We start from the raw sequence: 17,252 nt of genomic DNA on the forward strand, positions 1-17,252 counted from the left end.
CAGTCGTTACCGCGTTACTTGGCGTCAAGCCAAGTAACGCCCCATCTAAGCCGCCACTCCCAATGCCTGTCATGGCAGATGCCATGACAGGCAAGCAACGACTGAAGTCGTTACTACGAACAATTTTTCCGAGCCTAAAATGCCACCTGAGCTAAACCCAAAAACCTCACCCCTTGCGGACTTAACTCAAACCGACAGGGTAAAATTTCCAGACCCTTGGCAACCGCTTCCCGTAACAACTTGCCATAAAGCGGATCTGCTGTATCTCCTGGACCAAAAACCTCACAATCTCCCCGACTGATAAAAAATAACGCCACTGCCCTAGCTGAGTGAGTCTCGATCACATCTACTAATTCTAACAAATGCTTGTGTCCTCGGGTGGTGATAGCATCGGGAAATAATGCTTTTTCTCCCTGGGCCCAAGTGACATTTTTCACTTCCAGATAAATCGGTGTGGTTCCCTCAGTTCCAGTGAGAACAAAATCTACCCGACTCTTGCGATCGCGTCCATAAACCACTTCCGGCTTGATCGTCTCGTATGCCCCCAATCCCGGAAACAGTCGTTCTGCCAAAGCTAATTTAATCACTTGATTGGGTAAACTGGTATTCACGCCCACCCAAGTGGTCGGATTTTCTTCCGCTGCCACTAATTCCAAACTATAGGGTAGCTTCCGCTTAATATTGGCACTTAGGGACACCATTACCCGACTTCCCGGGGCGGATAAGCCCAACATTTTACCCGGGTTCGCACAATGTACAGTAATCTCTTCGCCGGTATCTAGTTTGATATCAGCTAGAAAGCGTTTATACCGCTTGAGTAAAGTACCGGGAAATAAAGAGGGATAGTTGTAAACAAACTCGCTCATGTCTGCAATGGGGACTGTGATGTGAACGAACCAGTTTATCAGAAATAGGGACGAAGACTGATCCGCAAGCTGAGAGTTGAGGGGGGCAAGAAACTGGGGTGCGATCGCGAATCCCATCTAAGTGAACATCAACGAATCTTGATTTTTAGAACGGTTTTGAGAGAAAAAACCAGCTAAAGTGAACGGAGAGAACAAAATTCCCTCGGGTAAAAAGACCTAGAGTAATCAGGTTTCAGGCCGATCGCCCCGGGGCAAAACTAAGGAGAATAAACAACACAAACATTCCCGGGAAATGATTGAACCGTAAACCAAACAAACCTCTTGCAACCTTCTTGCCAAACCGATGCAGTTAGTAAATAAGATTGGGATTGAGAATCTACGGGGGGACCTATTTGGTGGCATTACCGCCGCGATCGTTGCCCTACCCCTCGCGTTAGCCTTTGGAGTCGCCTCCGGTGCTGGGGCCATTGCTGGACTCTATGGCGCAATTATCCTCGGTTTTTTTGCCGCCCTCTTTGGCGGGACCCCGGCCCAAGTTTCTGGCCCCACGGGGCCCATGACGGTGATTATTACCACCGTCATTGCTTCCCTGGTGGGGCGTAACCCGGATACAGGGTTAGCAATGGCATTTACTGTCGTCATCATCGGGGGACTGTTTCAAATTCTCTTTGGGTTTATGAAACTGGGACAGTACCTCACCCTGATGTCCTACACGGTCATTTCTGGATTTATGTCTGGAATTGGGGTGATTGTGATTTTGCTGCAACTGCCGCCTCTGCTGGGCTATAAAGGCGGGGGGAGTGTGTGGGGAATTCTGCAACAACTGCCCAGCTATCTGATGCAACCGAATTTCTACGCTTTAGGGTTAGGAGTCCTAACCCTGGCGATCGTCACCCTGGCCCCCCCGCGCCTGAATCGAATTTGTCCCGCCCCCCTGCTGGCATTGGTAATCGCAACCGGGGTTTCGGTCCTGTGGATCAGCAATGGGGATGTCCCTCGCATCGGAGTCATTCCCACGGGATTACCCCATCTGCAAATGCCCACCTTTACCGGCAGCGAATTCAAAACGATGATGCGCTATGGGTTAATCCTGGGGATTCTGGGTTCCATTGACTCCCTTCTCACTTCCCTGATCGCGGACAACATTAGCCAAATTCATCACGACTCGGATAAAGAACTGATTGGACAAGGGATTGGCAACTGTTTCTGCGGACTCTTTGGCGGATTACCGGGGGCCGGGGCCACCATGCGGACGGTGACTAACGTTCAGGCGGGGGGTCGCACGCCGCTTTCGGGGATTATTCATGCTGGAGTGTTACTGATCATTACCTTGGGGGCAGGTCCCATAACCACAGTGATTCCCCATGCGGTACTTGGGGGACTGCTGTTAAAAGTGGGCATGGATATCATTGATTGGAGCTTTATCCGCCGTGCACCGAGTCTCTCTCCTCGGGCAACAGGGCTGATGACTTTGGTACTCGTTCTCACGGTATTTGTGGATTTAGTCACCGCTGTTGTAGTGGGAGTCTTTATCGCCAATGTGCTGACAATTAAGCGCCTCACAGATGTTCAGAGCGATCGCATTCGGGCAGTCAGTGACCCCTCCTTAGCAATGGGGTTAAGTGAGGAAGAACACGAATTACTGACTCAATGCCAAGGGGATATTTTACTGTTTCAATTAGGGGGAGCCCTGAGTTTCGGTGCGGCAAAAACATTTTCCCGACGGATTAGCATTCTCAAAAATTATCAGGCTTTAGTCTTGGATATGAGCGAAGTTCCAACGATGGGGGTCACCGCAGCTTTAGCCATTGAAACCATGCTGATGGATTCCGAACAATGCGATCGCCAGGTGTTTGTTGTCGTCTCTCCGGGACAACCCCGGCGACGTCTCGGCAAACTTAAACTTGACCGATTTTCCTGTATTCACCTCATGGAAAATCGCCAAGAAGCCTTACAACGGGCTGTTGATTTAATCTCGAAACGTACCCGAATTTTATAGGAGGAATCGGGGCGATTTTGCTAAAAACAATTCCCCCGATTTTTTGAAAGCAAATCTCAATCCTAATGACCACAGATTTCTGCCAACCCTATTCCCCACCCTGGAATTCCCCTTGTTTTTTTAATATCCACTCCAACACAATGGGATTAACAACCTCGGGGGCTTCATCTTGGGGACAATGCCCTAATCCCGGTAAGGGAATAAACTGGTCTACCGTCGGAATTTGGGCAAATTCTTGTCCCAGGGTGAGGGGTTCCCAGGGGTCATCGCTGCCCCAGAGGAGGAGGGTTCGGCAAGGTAAAATCGGTAGCAAGTCTTCGGGTAACGGGCCTTGAGAATAGCGGGTAAAGGCGACAAACACATCCACGGCACCGGCATCTCGGGAGGGTCCGAGAATAATCTCCACCAGTTCATCGGTGACGGCATCTGCTTTCCGGTAGGCTTGCAATAAAATGGAGCGGACTGTTTTTGCAGTGGCTAATCGGCTAAAAAAGAATTGGGCAATCCACTTGACAGATAATATTTTTTGTGCAATGGGTGGACCAACTCGTTGATACCAGGGTTTTAGGGAGCGTTTGCGATCGTGCAGCAGGCGCAGGGAACAGTTAATGGCGACAATGCCCTGGGCGAGTTCGGGATGATCCACCGCAGCTTGCATGATGGCAATACAGCCAATGGAATTGCCGACGAAGAAGGCGGGACCCCCAACGATTTCCCGGCAAAAATCGGCGAGTTGTTGTCCCCAGGTTTCAAAGGTATAGGCGATCGCCTCCCCAGGGGTCGGTTTCGCTGAGTAACCAAACCCAATCAAGTCAATGGCATAGACTCGACAACCTGTTGCTAAATCTGGAATATTTTTGCGCCAGTGTCCACAGGAGGCTCCAAATCCGTGGACGAGGACCACTGCCGGTCCTGCCTCTCCTTGCTGTTGGTAGCATATCGGAAACCCGCGCCAGGTCCAGGTTTGAAAGGGCAAGGCGGCGCTAGGGGAGGGGGGTGAAGGGTGGGAAGGAATCAGAGTCATGATTGGGGAAAAGAGGGAATTCAGCGCGATCGCCCCTGAATATCAACAGGTGGGCTTAACATAATGTTACAATTTTTTCCCGCCCTTGGAAGCCTCAAATTTTGGACTTGGGAATTTACGAAGGGCTCTTAAAGTGCATAAACTAAGGGTAGAGCAAGCATGAATCCCAACTTGTCGGGAAGATGCTACGACCCGATTAAGCGCTCGCTATTGTTGAATTGCTCAGTCCACACCACAGAGAACTCAGTTTTATGGAAATGATAGGGACTGCTATCGGAAGCCATGCCCCGGATTTTGAATTGCCGGGAATCGACGATCGCGTTCATCACTTAGCCCGGTATTTGGAAGACTATCGGGGAGTGGGCGTAATTTTCTTATGCAATCGCTGTCCTTATGTCCAATCCTATCTCGATCGCCTCAACCAGATCCAGACGGATTTTAACGACAAAGGCTTTACCCTGATTGGCATTAACTCCAACGATGCCAGCCAATATCCTGAAAATAGCTTTGAACAAATGAAGTCCTTCGCCCAGGAAAAGGACCTAAATTTTCCCTATCTGCGGGATGCCACCCAGGATGTAGCCCATTGCTTTGGGGCCACAACGACCCCCGAGGTGTTTTTGCTGGATGGGGAGGGGATTTTGCGCTATCGAGGGTCCATTGATGATTGTCCCGATCGCCCGGAAGCGGTAAAGGTTGCCTACTTGAGAGCGGCGATCGCATCCCTGCTATCTGAGGAACCCATCGTCATAGAATCTACCGAAACCATTGGCAGTTCCCTCAAATGGCATCAAAAAGGACCCTAAACCCGGACTGCCTCAAACTTCCCGTCCCGTCCAAGGGCCATAGACCCAAACCGTCAAAATGGACCCCTATCCCAAGCATTTCCGGGAGTCTCCAGACAACTCAGGGATGATTTCGGGTAGAATGCGTCGAAAAATGCCGACATCCTGCTATCTTATGGGGGAGGCAAATACAGTTGGGAAAAGAGTGAGCTGATGGGGAGAGTGTACCAGCGAGTCTTACTAAAGCTGAGTGGCGAAGCATTGATGGGCGAGCTAAATTACGGCATCGATCCCATCGTGGTTGAGCAAATCGCTCAACAGTTGGCAGATCTAATTGCCGATGGCGTAGAAGTGGCAGTTGTTGTCGGTGGCGGTAACATTTTTCGCGGAGTTAAGGGAGCAGCGGCAGGCATGGATCGGGCGACTGCTGACTACATCGGCATGATCGCCACGGTGATGAATGCCATGACTTTGCAGGATTCTCTCGAACGCATGGGCGTACAGACGCGGGTGCAAACCGCGATCGCCATGCAGGAAGTTGCTGAACCCTATATTCGTCGTCGTGCCATTCGCCACCTAGAAAAAAAACGGGTGGTTATTTTTGGGGCAGGATCGGGAAATCCCTTCTTTACCACGGATACCACCGCCGCCCTAAGAGCAGCAGAAATCAATGCTGAGGTGATCTTTAAGGCAACTAAAGTTGATGGGATTTATGATAGTGACCCCCATGTGAACCCGGATGCGAAACGGTATAATAGCCTGACTTATGGTCATGTTTTAACGCACGATTTACGGGTGATGGATAGTACCGCGATCGCCCTGTGCAAAGACAATAATATCCCGATCATAGTATTTGACCTCTCGGTACCGGGTAACATCCGCCGAGCGGTCTTGGGAGAAAACGTCGGAACGATTGTGGGAGGTTTTTGTGAAGTTAGCTGAAGTAGAAGATCTGATGAAAAAAGCCGTTGAGTCTACTCAACGCTCTTTTAACACCATTCGCACCGGCAGAGCGAATACCTCTTTGCTGGACAAAATCATGGTGGAATATTACGGGTCACCCACCCCGCTCAAATCGTTAGCGAGCATCAATACCCCCGATGCGAGTACGATTTCGATTCAACCGTTCGATCGCGGCAGTTTGGCTGTTATCGAAAAAGCCATTTTAACCTCGGATTTGGGCTTAACTCCGAGCAATGATGGGGCAGTCATTCGGTTGAACATTCCCCAGTTAACCAGCGATCGCCGTCAGGAACTGGTGAAAGTTGCTGGAAAATATGCCGAAGAAGGGAAGGTTGCCATTCGCAATGCTCGTCGGGATGGCATTGATTCAGTCCGCAAGCAGGAAAAAAATAGCGACATCTCCCAAGATGAATCGAGAGCTTTGCAAGATGACATTCAAAAACTGACGGATAAATACGTCGCAAAAATCGATGAAGTGCTGGCGGTGAAAGAAAAAGACATCACTACTGTCTAATTTTTCGGACCGTTTTCCCAAGCCTAGCGAGTTTGTAATCAACTAAAAAACCCAGATAATTCTTCAGGTTATCTGGGTTTTTCTGACATCTATTCGTTACAGTTTGTCAAGGATGCCCGGAGTGTCCTCTGTCTGATGACAGAGGCGCAAGCGCCCAGGGCGTGCCATAAAATCAATTCAATTCAGAGGTGAAAATTCAATCATTATGTTCGATTGCATTATTGTAGGAGCGGGTCCCGCTGGCGGAAGTGCCGCCTATCATTTAGCAAAACGAGGCCGATCGGTTTTAGTCCTAGAAAAAGAATCTTTGCCGCGATATAAACCCTGTGGCGGAGGTGTCTCTCCAGCGATCGCCCAATGGTTTGACTTTGACTTTTCCCCGGCAATTTCTATGAAGGTCGATCGCCTCCGCTACACTTGGCAGGGAGAGGACCCGGTAGAGGTACAACTCGAAACCCCCGAACCGATGTGGATGGTCCGTCGGGATATCTTTGACCAATTCCTCATCGATCAAGCTAAACAACAAGGGGCTGAAGTTCGGGACAACAGTGCAGTCACTCAAATTGCTTTTAAAGGCGATCGCTGGCAAGTCACCACCGCTACCGAAACCTTAGAAGCCAAATATCTAATCGCCGCCGATGGGGCCAAAGGTCCAATGGCGAAAATGCTGGGCTTTAAAGAGCGCGATCGCCAACCTGCCGCCGCCATTGAAATTACTTCCCCAAATCCCAATGCTCTGATTCAGTTTGATTTTGGCCGCATCAAAAAAGGCTACATCTGGAACTTCCCCAAAGCCGATGGTTACAGCCTCAGCATTGCCAACTTACAAGGGGGCACCAAAGAAAAGCTGGATCAAATCTTAACTGAATATGCCCAAGCTAATGGGTTCCCCCTCTCCACCCAAGTGCATCAGGATTTTCTATGCTTATGGGAAAAAGAGCAAAAACTCCATACCCAGAATGCCATCCTTGCCGGGGAAGCTGCCTGCGTTGTTGACCCCTTAACCGCTGAGGGAATTCGTCCCTCCATGTTTAGCGGCGTGAAAGCAGCAGAGTCCATTGATGCCGCCCTCGCTGGCACAAGCAACGCCTTAGAAAAATACACTCAGGTGATGAATGAGGAATGGGGAGGGCAAATGGTTTGGGCTTCCCGCGTCTCTGGTTTATTCTACAGAATTCCCAAAATTGCTTATAAAGTGGGGATTAAGCGTCCAAGTGCGACTCAGCGCATGGTAGAGGTATTGTGTGGGGAAACCAGTTATGCCGATATTGCCGACAAGGCGATCGACCGTCTCAAGAAAAACCTGATACCTGGTTTCGGGGGCTAGTCCGGTTTAACCTAATCCCCTCAAGCAGGGGTACAGAATGAGAACCCAAGGACAACAACAAACCGGGTTTCGGGTTGAGATTTGTGACAAATGGGGAACAATTGGGTCAAGAAACCCGGTTGTCTTCCCCCTCCTATACCGACGCCCTATAATAGCCCGAGTCTCGTAGGAATTGTCCAATGGAACCCTTTTGTAGGAGCATCTTGCTCCATCACCGCAGTCGGGAGCACAGGATGCTCCCACTGACGCAAATTCTTTATTGTCATGATGATTTAGATGCGTTATAGCATCCAGTCTGGAGGCCCTCGGAAGCAGCTATCACCGGATAGACAATAGAGTTAAGGAGGGGCCCAGGGTTCAAGGGATTGATAGGAGCCGATATGTAGTAAATCCTTAAGATGTTCAGGCGTAAATAAACTAAACTATAGAAATGACAATTTACTTTTACAAAGTTGACGAACCCTACGGCTGTTTTTCTAATTTTTCCCCCCACGGAATTCGCAGAAAGGGCCTGCATTGGCCGACAGTCGAGCATTATTATCAAGCTCATAAATTTATTGGGGTAGAGGATGAGTCAATCATTACTGAAATCCGGAATGCGGCGACTCCGGATGAAGCGGCGAAATTAGGACGCGATCCGTCTCGGACCATTCGCTCAAACTGGGATTGGGTCAAACTCGGGATTATGCGAGAAGCGGTATTAACCAAGTTTTTGAGCCATTTAGAGATCCAGGCGATTCTTCTGGCAACGGAGGACCTTCTGATTGTTGAGGATTCCCCGACGGATTATTTCTGGGGCTGTGGTGCGGACCGCACAGGTCAAAATCATCTCGGTCAAATGTTGATGAGTGTCCGGGAAGAAATCCGAGGACGCCTTCAGGAAAAGGAGTCCAGTTAAGTGGGCAATGTGGGAACGCTGAGTGGATTCCTTCGGGGGTTTTCACCGGGGGCGAGGGGAAGCTATACACAAGATATAAAATTTATCGGGGGAGCGATCGCCCCTAGCAAAAAATCCGGTTTGGGGACAACAGAAATCCACTCTCTACAGATGAATTTTCCGCTTGTTTTGTCCTATCGGATTCCAGACCGTTGTTAATCTTTAAAATGCCCCTGATCCTTAAATATACCTGAAAATTAGATTTTTGTCAATAGGGGGAACGAGGGAACGGGGTGATAAGTCATTGCAACTCTACAACCCTGGAATATATTAAGATTTTATTGATATGATGTTGACAAAGGCATCAAAATGGTGGTTTTGGCGATCGGACCTGTCACCGGGAGAACAGAAACTAAACCCTCAGTTGTGTGCTAGAAACTCATACAGGGGAATTTTAGCTGATGTCGCTCCTCATCGATAACTGAGTCAGTCAAGACTAGAGCGGTTCAGCTACCTAAAGATGAGACATCAAGCCGGAGTCTCGTTAGAGTGGGGTATTGACCTACTGGCACTCATAAGGCGACGAAATAATTCGAGTGGGTGTAGAGAACCGGAATTTGTGCCGCTCAACCCTGTACTTTTTCGAGAGCCTTAAAATCTAATTTGGTGGGAATACGGAGGGTTTTGGACCTTCCCGAGGTAAAAACATCTGGATTGGAAAAAAGCACATTTTTTATGACACTCAAAAATAATAATACAAATACCGCACAAACCGTCCAACAAAGACTCGATCGCGAAGTGTTGTTGCATCGAATGCTCCACCGGATTCGCCAATCTCTGGATTTAGAGGAAATTCTCACCGCTACGGCTGCTGAAATCCGGACCCTATTAGGAACCGATCGCGTCATGGTCTATCAATTCAATCCCGATAGTAGCGGGAAAGTGATTGCCGAGTCCATTAATGAAAATCGCCTCCCCTCCCTCAAAGGATTAAATTTTCCCGCCGATGATATTCCCGAACGAGCGCGAGAACGGTTTACCAAAGAACGGGTCTGTTCTATCGTGGATGTTGCCAAGCAGCAAATTGGGGTCAGTTCTAGGGAATATGCCTCGAACGAATCTGTCGAGGGTGGAAACAGCATCCGCTATCGCCCTGTAGATGAGTGTCATTTAACCTACCTCAGAGCAATGGGAATCAACTCCTCCGTGGTGGTCCCCATCCTCCATCATCAGGAACTCTGGGGTCTGATTGTCTCCCATCATGTAGAAACGCGCCCCATTTCTGAAGACGATTTGCAGTTGGTCCAATTATTGGCGGATCAGGTGTCGATCGCGATCGCCCAAGCTACCCTCCTCCAAGCCACCCAGCAAAAACAAGCCCGAGAAGCCACGATCAATCAGGTGGCAGCCTTACTCCACGCTCAACCCTCCATCGAGGTCCAGGCGGCACTAGAAGCCACAGTCACCGCCCTCAATGGATGTGGCGGTAGGCTCTACATCGGCGCGAAACACAATGCCATAATGAGTAACCTGGACAACTCAGGCAGTCAACTGTTTACCTCCGGGGAACAACCGCTTCCCATCAAGTCTGAATTCTCCGACATCTTAGAAGAACATCCCCAGTGGAAAGACTGGCTGGAAACCGCCCATTCCACCCCGGATTTAGAACAATCTCATGCCAGTTTCGTCTGGGCAATTCCAGATATTTATAAACCCATTCACATTAACTGTTTTACTCCGGATTTCCGCCCCACGCGAATCCGCAGCCTGCTGGTACTGCCCCTGTTTTACCGACAACAAAATCTCGGATATTTAACCATATTTCGCCACGAAATTGAAACCGAAACCTTATGGGCCGGACGCTTTAATAGTAATCTCAAACAATTAATGCCTCGGCAATCTTTTGAGGCATGGCGGGAACGGAAAACAGGACAAGCTCAAGACTGGCATCCGGAAGAAATTGAAATGGCCCGCTCTCTTGGAAAGCATTTTTCAATGGCGATCGAGCAATATTTACTCTACAAAGAAGTGAATTCCCTCAATGCCAACCTAGAGCAACAGGTCCAAGAACGCACGGAAGAACTCCAACAGTCGTTAAAATTTACTCGCATCCTCAAACAAATCACGGACCAAATCCGCAGCACTTTAGATGTCAGCACCATTCTCCAAACCATCGCCCAGCGGGTGCGAAATTTGCTGAATACCGATCGCGTGGTAATTTATCAGTTTGATGAGACGGGTAACGGAGCGGTGACGGTAGAAGATATCCGGAAAAGTTGGCAATCAGTTCGAGGGGTGTGCTGTCCCGGCTGCATTCCCACGGATATTTCCAATTTGTATTTAAAAGGACGGATTCGGGCGATTCATAATGTGGCTACGGCTGAATTAAGTGACTGTCATCGGCAATTCTTAGAAAGCATTCAGGTGAAGGCTAATTTAATCGTGCCGATTTGTATGGGTTCAGATTTGTGGGGATTTTTAATTGCCCATGAGTGCGAACAACCGCGTCTGTGGCAAGAGCAAGAAATTGACCTGCTGCAACAACTGGCCGATCAGGCAGCGATCGCGATCGGCCAAGCGGAACTCTATCAACAAACCCAAGCGGCGGCGGCGAAAGCCCAAGCCCAAGCGGTGGAGTTAGAACAGGCGATCGAAGATTTGCAAAATGCTCAAACCCAACTTATACAAGGGGAAAAAATGTCCAGCCTGGGACAGCTTGTGGCTGGAATTGCTCACGAAATTAATAATCCGGTTAACTTTATCTATGGCAATCTGAATCATGCCACCCAATATGCCGAGGATTTGTTAGAGTTGCAAAAACTCTACCAATATCATATCCCGGAGCCTCCATCAGAAATTCAGGAGTTTATTGAAGAAATAGATTTAGATTTTCTGATTGAAGATTTGCCGAAAATGTTGGCATCCATGAAGGTGGGGGCGGACCGCATCCGGTCGATTGTACTCAGTTTGCGGAATTTCTCCCGGTTGGATCAAACGGATATGAAAGCGGTGGATATTCATGATGGGATTGATAGTACCTTAATGATTTTACACCACCGCTTTAAAGCCAAAGGCGATCGCCCGGGAATTGAAATTGTCAAAGACTATGGCAATCTGCCTCCGGTGGAATGTTTCGCCGGACAGCTTAATCAGGTGTTTATGAATCTCTTGAGTAATGCCATTGATGCTTTAGAGGACTGGGATAAAGAGCGATCGCCTCAAGAACGTCAACAGGACCCCTGTCGAATTACGATTCGCACCACCGTGACAGGGGATAACGAGAACAGAAATGCGGCGATTTGTATTTTTGATAATGGTCCGGGCATTCCCGAACATCTGCGATCGCGCATTTTTGAACCCTTTTTTACCACCAAAGAGATTGGCAAGGGCACCGGAATGGGTCTTTCCATCAGTAAACAAATTGTGGTGGATAAACACGCCGGAACCTTTAAATGTCTCTCCGAACCGGGTCAGGGGACTGAATTTCAGATTGAAATTCCGATTATTCAGTCCAAACCCTCTGCCACTCCGGAGGTGGAAAGATCAAACCCCAGCCATCTACCCTCTTCCCGGTAGCTTCCGCAACCCTGGGCCGTTTTTCCTCAGTTTTTTGGAGGGAGGGTCAATTTTAGTTGACCCTTCCCTCTGTGCTTAGGGTTGAAGCTTTATATCTCATGGCATAGAAAAAATTTATCGGGATAATCAGATGAATTGATAGAATGAATTGAGAACCACTCCCCGTAACGATTCACCCGAAAAAATGGGCTGATTTACACAGACAAAAAAAATTATAAATCTTATAATCAGAAGGAATCAGGGAAGGTCCGGGATATCAATTGCCCTCAGAATTAGTTCGCGCATCTACTCAATTCAATCCCTCAAGTCAATCCCTCAAGGAACAGTCAGCAGGGTAGTCAGCAGGGTGGAAGGCAGAATATAGGATGGAGTATTAGGAATGGAAAGTTTACTGAGCGTCACAAAGATAGAAACGGACAACATCTCGAAGCGGGGAGGTTTTTTGATGAAGTCAGAACGGAGAACGGCGATCGCTCAGGGTACAACGGAACCGTACAAAACCTTGTCTCGGGCGATCGCCCGCATTCGAGAATCCCTGGACCTAGAATGCCTCTTTCAAGCCACAGTGACTGATCTGCGGCAGTTATTAGATGTCGATCGCGTTGCCGTATTTCGCCTATGGCCCGAATCTAAGGGCAGTTGGGGACAAATTATTGCCGAAGATGTGCGATCGCCAGTGGACGCGGCATTGGGGGCAGAATTAGGCGATCGCAGCTTTGCGGACGACTGTAATACCTACTATCACCTCGGGGGTATTCATGTCATCCCGGATATTTCCCAGTCCCCTCTCCCCCCAAGCTATCACGATTTTTTAACGCGCTTACAGGTTAAATCTCACCTGTGCATCCCCCTCCACCAAGAAGAGACGCTCTGGGGACTCCTCTGGGTGCATCAATGTCGGGGAGAGTGCCAGTGGGAACCCAGCGAAATCGAGTTTCTGCGCCTCATAGTCTCTCACTTGTGTCTAGCCCTGGAACGCTTGGAAGAACAGGGAAAATTCCAAGCCCAAACCTCACAATTAGGGATGGCAGCCCGACGAGAACGAGCCTTATCGACTACCATCCAAAAAATCCGGCGATCGCTGGATATCCATACCCTCTTCCAAACCACCACCCAAGAAGTCCGGCAACTTTTAGATACCGATCGCGTCGGGGTCTATCGCTTCAAACCCGATTGGAGTGGCAATTTCGTCGCCGAATCCGTTTCCCCGGGCTGGAATCCCCTGGTGGGAAACCTGCCGGATATCGCAGATACTCACCTCCAGGAAACCCAAGGCGGGCGCTACCGCGAGAATCAAGCCCTCGCCGTTAATGATATCTACAATGTAGGTCATGCTCAGTGTCACATCGAACTCTTAGAAAAACTCCAAGCTAAAGCCTATATCATTGTTCCCATCCTCGCGGGAGAAACCTTGTGGGGATTGCTGGCAGCCTATCAAAATTCAGGTCCTCGTCATTGGTATGAGTATGAGGTGGAATTAGTCAGTCAAATCGGCGCTCAGTTTGGGGTTGCGGTGCATCAATCTGAACTCTTCGAGCAGTTAAAGCATCAAAAGGAAGAACTATCTCTCACCTTGCAAAACTTGCAACAGGCTCAAAGTCAACTGGTCCAAAGTGAAAAAATGGCAAGTCTCGGCCAGTTGGTGGCAGGAGTGGCTCATGAGATTAATAATCCGGTCAATTTTATCTATGGAAATCTCACTCACATTACGGATTATGCCCGAGATTTATTGGAATTGCTCGAACAGTACCAGGAATACTATCCTAATCCCCATGAGGCGATTCAAGCATTCAGTGAGGAAATCGAATCCAACTTTTTGAAGGAAGATTTGCCTAAAATTTTATCTTCGATGAAAGTGGGAGTGGAACGGATTCGCGGGATTGTTTTATCCTTACGAAACTTCTCCCGACTGGATCAAGCGGAGAAAAAGCGGGTGAACCTTCATGAAGGGATTGATAGTACCTTATTAATTTTGCAACATCGCCTCAAGTCTAAAGGGGACCGGGGGTCAATTCATTTGATTAAAGAGTATGCTGAGTTGCCGTTGGTAGATTGTTATGCGGCACAACTGAATCAGGTTTTTATGAATATTTTGAGCAACGCGATCGATGCCTTGGAAATGCGCGATCGCGATCGGACTCCGGAACAGATTCGTGCCAATCCCAGTTGGATTAAAATCAGCAGTGAATGGGTGGAGGATGATGCTTCTAGCACCAGTCCAGGCGATCGCCGTTCCAAAGGGGAGGAAAACCCAGCCTTGACGAAGGGAAGCGGGGTAGTGATTCGGATTTGCGATAACGGTCCGGGAATTCCAGATGAGGTGCGATCGCGCATTTTTGACCCGTTTTTTACCACCAAACCGATTGGTTCTGGGACAGGTTTGGGCTTATCTATTAGCTATCAAATCTTAGTGGAAAAACATGGGGGTTCTTTGACCTGTATTTCTCAACCCGGACAAGGGACCGAGTTTCGCCTGGAAATCCCGATTCAGCCGCTTCAGATGACCTCTCAGGCAGCATAATCCCCTGGGTCAGCCCCAGTCTGCCCTAACAGCCTCGGTTTAGGGCTAAGGGGAACCCCGGCTGACTCCAGCCAGCGCTTCAGTCTTGATTGTATTTTATATACACAAAGTCGGTTGAATGTCAATCGCATCCTCGCGGATTTTTACCGAGTTTGGTAAATTTATCATCAAAATTAATTGGTAACAATGTCTCAATAAAAATACATGATTCTTGATGTTAGAATTTTTAGGCTCAATTTTCCGGGTTTTTAGTGCGATCGGCAAAATTCATCGTTCCAAATATCCGCTGAGTTGCCTAAAATTAGAAATAGACCGGCACGGGAGAACAGGGCATCGTCCGTACAGAGGACCGCGACCACCCACCCCCAGACAGGAAGCCGCTTAACGCAACTGACCGGGACAGCAAACCAAAGACCCCATCCCATCACAAGGAGTATTGTCTGATGGTAGTATCTACCAACAAAAAACCGGCTGCCAACTTAGAACCGAATCGTCAGCAAAAGCCGCCCAACAAGCACAATCACTATGATTTTCAGGATTTCTTTTCATTTCACCCAGACACCGGGATTGTCACCGACTGGAATCAGGGACGAAATACCTTTACCAGCGAAGACTTTATTATTGGCTTAGTTGAAGGGTTAGAAGAAGAAGTCGGCAGTGCCGCCTCGGTGATCATGTACACCATTGGCTGCGAATGGGGGACCAAAGATGCCGAATTTTTCAAAAAATGGTTTGAGAGAGAATATCAGCGAGATATCCGCCAAGCGAACCTGATGTTCCTGCTCGAAACCTGGTGGTGGCCCTTTACTGCTCAAGGATGGGGACGGTGGGAAGTCGATCTGAGCGATCGCAAGCATGGATTTATGTTTATCAACCTCTTTGATTCTGCCGTTGCTCGCACCCTCGGCGATGTCGGAAAACCCGTCTGCTACATCTATGCCGGTCTATTTGCCGGATTCTTCACCTGCTTGGTCAACAAACAGTTAAGCTGCATCGAGCTCCAGTGTTACTCAATGGGTGAAACCTACTGTAAATTTTTACTCGGCAGTCAGGACCGCATCGATGCCGCTGCCTTCTGGCAAAATGAAGGAGCCACTGCTCGGGATATTCAACAACGGTTAGAAGCCGGAGAACGCTTGCGATGAATAACGGCAAATCGTTATTACAACTGTCAGTCCAAGAATATTTTAGTCAATGTAACTGGCAAGGACAACCCCTAACCCAAGGTTCTAACGGACAGCCGACGGACCCCACCTCCCGGTGGACCTTGGTCGTTGGGGATTATTTCCGCCTGCTGCCTTGGGAAGGGACCCCAGAAGTCGGTTCCTTCCCCAAACCCTCATCCTCTGCCGGAACCGCCTCCTCATCACAAGAGGAAGTCACTCTGATTGATTTACTCGAAGCCTTTTAGGACGTTCCACTGTGACTGAAGTTGCGACTCCAAACCCCGACTTCAGTCACAATTCAGAAACAGCTTTTCTGAACATTCTCCTATCCTCAAACCCAGGTCAGAAGACAACCATGCACCCCGAGATTGCGCGACTGCTAGACCAAGCTGAACAGCGTTATTTACAGACCAATGAACTCGAACTCTTTCGACGCTATGCGGTCTCCTTAGCTAGACGCATGGAGACTTATGAAATTCTCCGGGACAAAGAAGAACAGATTTTTCAACCCGTAGCCGATCGCCTCGTCGCCGCCTTTCCTGATGAACGCCAGGACCTCCTAGAGCGTGCGCTCAAACATTGGCTGTTGATTAGTCGCTACTGCGGGACCGCCATGCTCTTAAGTGACCCCGACTTTCTCGCCTTACGCCTGAACGATTGGATGACTGGGTTCGTGCAAACGCACCAAACCCAATCCATCGAACGCACCCTCTACGACTTATTACTGCAAGGGATAAAAGCCGAACTCTCCGACAAACACTTTCCCCTGATTCAGCCCTTATTTGAGAAAGCCAAAGCGATGTTATTGGAGGAGACTAAACCCCAGTAGTCCACCCATTAACTCATCGAAAACATATCCCCAACCGCGAATTTATAAGCATAACACTATGATTTCTATTTCCAACCTGCTGAAAGAACAACAACTCCCCGGCAATTATTTTGCCTATGACGTTTATGTGAAAGGCGACTTAGAACTCGGACTCCTGGAAAACCGCCGAGGCGATCGCCTCCTCGCCCTCCCCGAAACCTTAATTTCCGCCATCTATAGTGGCCTAGAACATGAAACCGGATCCGCCGCCCGCCTCGTCCTCTTCAACTGCGGTAAATGGTGGGGCAAAAACTTTTATGTGAGATTTTGTGAAGAAATTTCCGATTACTATGGAAAAACCATCTCCCAAATGGAAATGGTCCAATTCATTCAATGCTTTCAGCAATTTTGGAAAACAATGGGTTGGGGTAGCTTTGAATTAAATCAAGACCATTATCAAGATGGATTCTTGATCATCATCGCCAAAAATTCCCCCTACGCAGACCAAGCCCCCAAATGGAATCGCCCCGTCTGTTTTTTAGAAGCGGGAATATTAACCTCCTTTTTCAGTCAATTAACAGGACGAGACCTCCTCTGCCTCCAAACCACCTGTGAATCATTAGGGTCCGACAGCAACCGCTTCATCCTCGGTTTGAGCGATCGCATCAAACCCGCCGAACCCTGGATCCTAGAAGCCCAAGACCACGAAACCATCCTAAAAAACCTCTGCAAATCCTCTCAATAACTCCCGATGTTCGTAGTAACGACTTCAGTCGTTTTTTTCTTTCTTTCTAAAGTTCGTAGTAACGACTTCAGTCGTTCTTAA

14 protein-coding genes are annotated in these 17,252 nt (G+C 48.7%); 12 read left to right on the forward strand and 2 right to left on the reverse strand.

Annotation, left to right across the window (positions count from 1 at the left end; all coding sequences use genetic code 11):
* Nucleotides 1–134 precede the first annotated feature (134 nt).
* On the reverse strand, nucleotides 135–866 hold the full coding sequence (gene sfsA / locus NG795_RS26735; protein WP_367291650.1) for a DNA/RNA nuclease SfsA: 732 nt from the start codon (nucleotides 864–866) through the stop codon (nucleotides 135–137).
* A 343-nt stretch (nucleotides 867–1,209) separates the two neighbouring features.
* Between sfsA and NG795_RS26740 the strand changes: the two genes are divergently transcribed.
* Nucleotides 1,210–2,865: a SulP family inorganic anion transporter gene (locus NG795_RS26740; protein ID WP_367291651.1), complete on the forward strand. Its 1,656-nt coding sequence runs from the start codon at nucleotides 1,210–1,212 to the stop codon at nucleotides 2,863–2,865.
* Between the two features lie 88 nt (nucleotides 2,866–2,953).
* Here NG795_RS26740 and NG795_RS26745 read toward each other — a convergent pair whose 3' ends face one another.
* Complete coding sequence (locus tag NG795_RS26745) at nucleotides 2,954–3,889, reverse strand: alpha/beta fold hydrolase (protein WP_367291652.1); 936 nt, start codon at nucleotides 3,887–3,889, stop codon at nucleotides 2,954–2,956.
* 257 nt (nucleotides 3,890–4,146) lie between these two features.
* Here NG795_RS26745 and NG795_RS26750 point away from each other — a divergent pair, with 257 nt between their 5' ends.
* The 11 genes from NG795_RS26750 (at nucleotide 4,147) to NG795_RS26800 (ending at nucleotide 17,171) form a co-directional block, all read left to right on the forward strand.
* Nucleotides 4,147–4,695 carry a thioredoxin family protein gene (locus tag NG795_RS26750; protein WP_367291664.1) on the forward strand — a complete coding sequence of 183 codons (549 nt, stop codon included), beginning with the start codon at nucleotides 4,147–4,149 and terminating at the stop codon, nucleotides 4,693–4,695.
* A 192-nt stretch (nucleotides 4,696–4,887) separates the two neighbouring features.
* Nucleotides 4,888–5,616 (forward strand): UMP kinase, encoded by a 729-nt coding sequence (gene pyrH / locus NG795_RS26755; RefSeq protein WP_367291653.1) that lies wholly within the window; start codon nucleotides 4,888–4,890, stop codon nucleotides 5,614–5,616.
* Complete coding sequence (gene frr, locus NG795_RS26760; protein ID WP_367291654.1) at nucleotides 5,603–6,151, forward strand: ribosome recycling factor; 549 nt, start codon at nucleotides 5,603–5,605, stop codon at nucleotides 6,149–6,151. The genes pyrH and frr overlap by 14 nt, the downstream gene beginning before the upstream one ends.
* 205 nt (nucleotides 6,152–6,356) lie before the next feature.
* Nucleotides 6,357–7,478: a geranylgeranyl reductase family protein gene (locus tag NG795_RS26765; protein WP_367291655.1), complete on the forward strand. Its 1,122-nt coding sequence runs from the start codon at nucleotides 6,357–6,359 to the stop codon at nucleotides 7,476–7,478.
* 430 nt (nucleotides 7,479–7,908) lie between these two features.
* On the forward strand, nucleotides 7,909–8,376 hold the full coding sequence (ybiA, locus tag NG795_RS26770) for a riboflavin biosynthesis intermediates N-glycosidase (RefSeq protein WP_367291656.1): 468 nt from the start codon (nucleotides 7,909–7,911) through the stop codon (nucleotides 8,374–8,376).
* 714 nt (nucleotides 8,377–9,090) lie between these two features.
* Entirely contained in the window at nucleotides 9,091–11,931 is a 2,841-nt protein-coding gene (locus NG795_RS26775) for a GAF domain-containing protein (RefSeq protein ID WP_367291657.1), read from the forward strand.
* Between the two features lie 445 nt (nucleotides 11,932–12,376).
* Nucleotides 12,377–14,452, forward strand: coding sequence for a GAF domain-containing sensor histidine kinase (locus NG795_RS26780; RefSeq protein WP_367291658.1), 2,076 nt, complete (start codon nucleotides 12,377–12,379; stop codon nucleotides 14,450–14,452).
* Nucleotides 14,453–14,895: 443 nt separating this feature from the next.
* Entirely contained in the window at nucleotides 14,896–15,597 is a 702-nt protein-coding gene (locus tag NG795_RS26785; RefSeq protein ID WP_367291659.1) for a V4R domain-containing protein, read from the forward strand.
* Nucleotides 15,594–15,863 (forward strand): hypothetical protein, encoded by a 270-nt coding sequence (locus NG795_RS26790; RefSeq protein WP_367291660.1) that lies wholly within the window; start codon nucleotides 15,594–15,596, stop codon nucleotides 15,861–15,863. Before NG795_RS26785 ends, NG795_RS26790 begins: the two co-directional genes overlap by 4 nt.
* A gap of 110 nt (nucleotides 15,864–15,973) precedes the next feature.
* A complete protein-coding gene (locus NG795_RS26795) occupies nucleotides 15,974–16,447 on the forward strand; it encodes a globin family protein (protein WP_367291661.1) in 474 nt (157 codons plus the stop codon).
* A 58-nt stretch (nucleotides 16,448–16,505) separates the two neighbouring features.
* The gene (locus tag NG795_RS26800) at nucleotides 16,506–17,171 is read left to right on the forward strand and encodes a V4R domain-containing protein (RefSeq protein ID WP_367291662.1); all 666 of its coding nucleotides are present in this window, start codon (nucleotides 16,506–16,508) and stop codon (nucleotides 17,169–17,171) included.
* Nucleotides 17,172–17,252 lie beyond the last annotated feature (81 nt).

It is taken from the genome of Laspinema palackyanum D2c (genome assembly GCF_025370875.1).
GTDB classification, from domain to species: Bacteria; Cyanobacteriota; Cyanobacteriia; order Cyanobacteriales; family Laspinemataceae; genus Laspinema; species Laspinema palackyanum.

Excerpts from the sequence above, each read along its gene's own strand:
- sfsA (WP_367291650.1), bottom strand. The coding sequence starts at position 866 with ATGAGCGAGTTTGTTTACAACTATCCCTCTTTATTTCCCGGTACTTTA.
- NG795_RS26740 (WP_367291651.1), top strand. The coding sequence starts at position 1,210 with ATGCAGTTAGTAAATAAGATTGGGATTGAGAATCTACGGGGGGACCTA.
- NG795_RS26745 (WP_367291652.1), bottom strand. The coding sequence starts at position 3,889 with ATGACTCTGATTCCTTCCCACCCTTCACCCCCCTCCCCTAGCGCCGCC.
- NG795_RS26750 (WP_367291664.1), top strand. The coding sequence starts at position 4,147 with ATGATAGGGACTGCTATCGGAAGCCATGCCCCGGATTTTGAATTGCCG.
- pyrH (WP_367291653.1), top strand. The coding sequence starts at position 4,888 with ATGGGGAGAGTGTACCAGCGAGTCTTACTAAAGCTGAGTGGCGAAGCA.
- NG795_RS26765 (WP_367291655.1), top strand. The coding sequence starts at position 6,357 with ATGTTCGATTGCATTATTGTAGGAGCGGGTCCCGCTGGCGGAAGTGCC.
- ybiA (WP_367291656.1), top strand. The coding sequence starts at position 7,909 with ATGACAATTTACTTTTACAAAGTTGACGAACCCTACGGCTGTTTTTCT.
- NG795_RS26775 (WP_367291657.1), top strand. The coding sequence starts at position 9,091 with ATGACACTCAAAAATAATAATACAAATACCGCACAAACCGTCCAACAA.
- NG795_RS26780 (WP_367291658.1), top strand. The coding sequence starts at position 12,377 with ATGAAGTCAGAACGGAGAACGGCGATCGCTCAGGGTACAACGGAACCG.
- NG795_RS26785 (WP_367291659.1), top strand. The coding sequence starts at position 14,896 with ATGGTAGTATCTACCAACAAAAAACCGGCTGCCAACTTAGAACCGAAT.
- NG795_RS26790 (WP_367291660.1), top strand. The coding sequence starts at position 15,594 with ATGAATAACGGCAAATCGTTATTACAACTGTCAGTCCAAGAATATTTT.
- NG795_RS26795 (WP_367291661.1), top strand. The coding sequence starts at position 15,974 with ATGCACCCCGAGATTGCGCGACTGCTAGACCAAGCTGAACAGCGTTAT.
- NG795_RS26800 (WP_367291662.1), top strand. The coding sequence starts at position 16,506 with ATGATTTCTATTTCCAACCTGCTGAAAGAACAACAACTCCCCGGCAAT.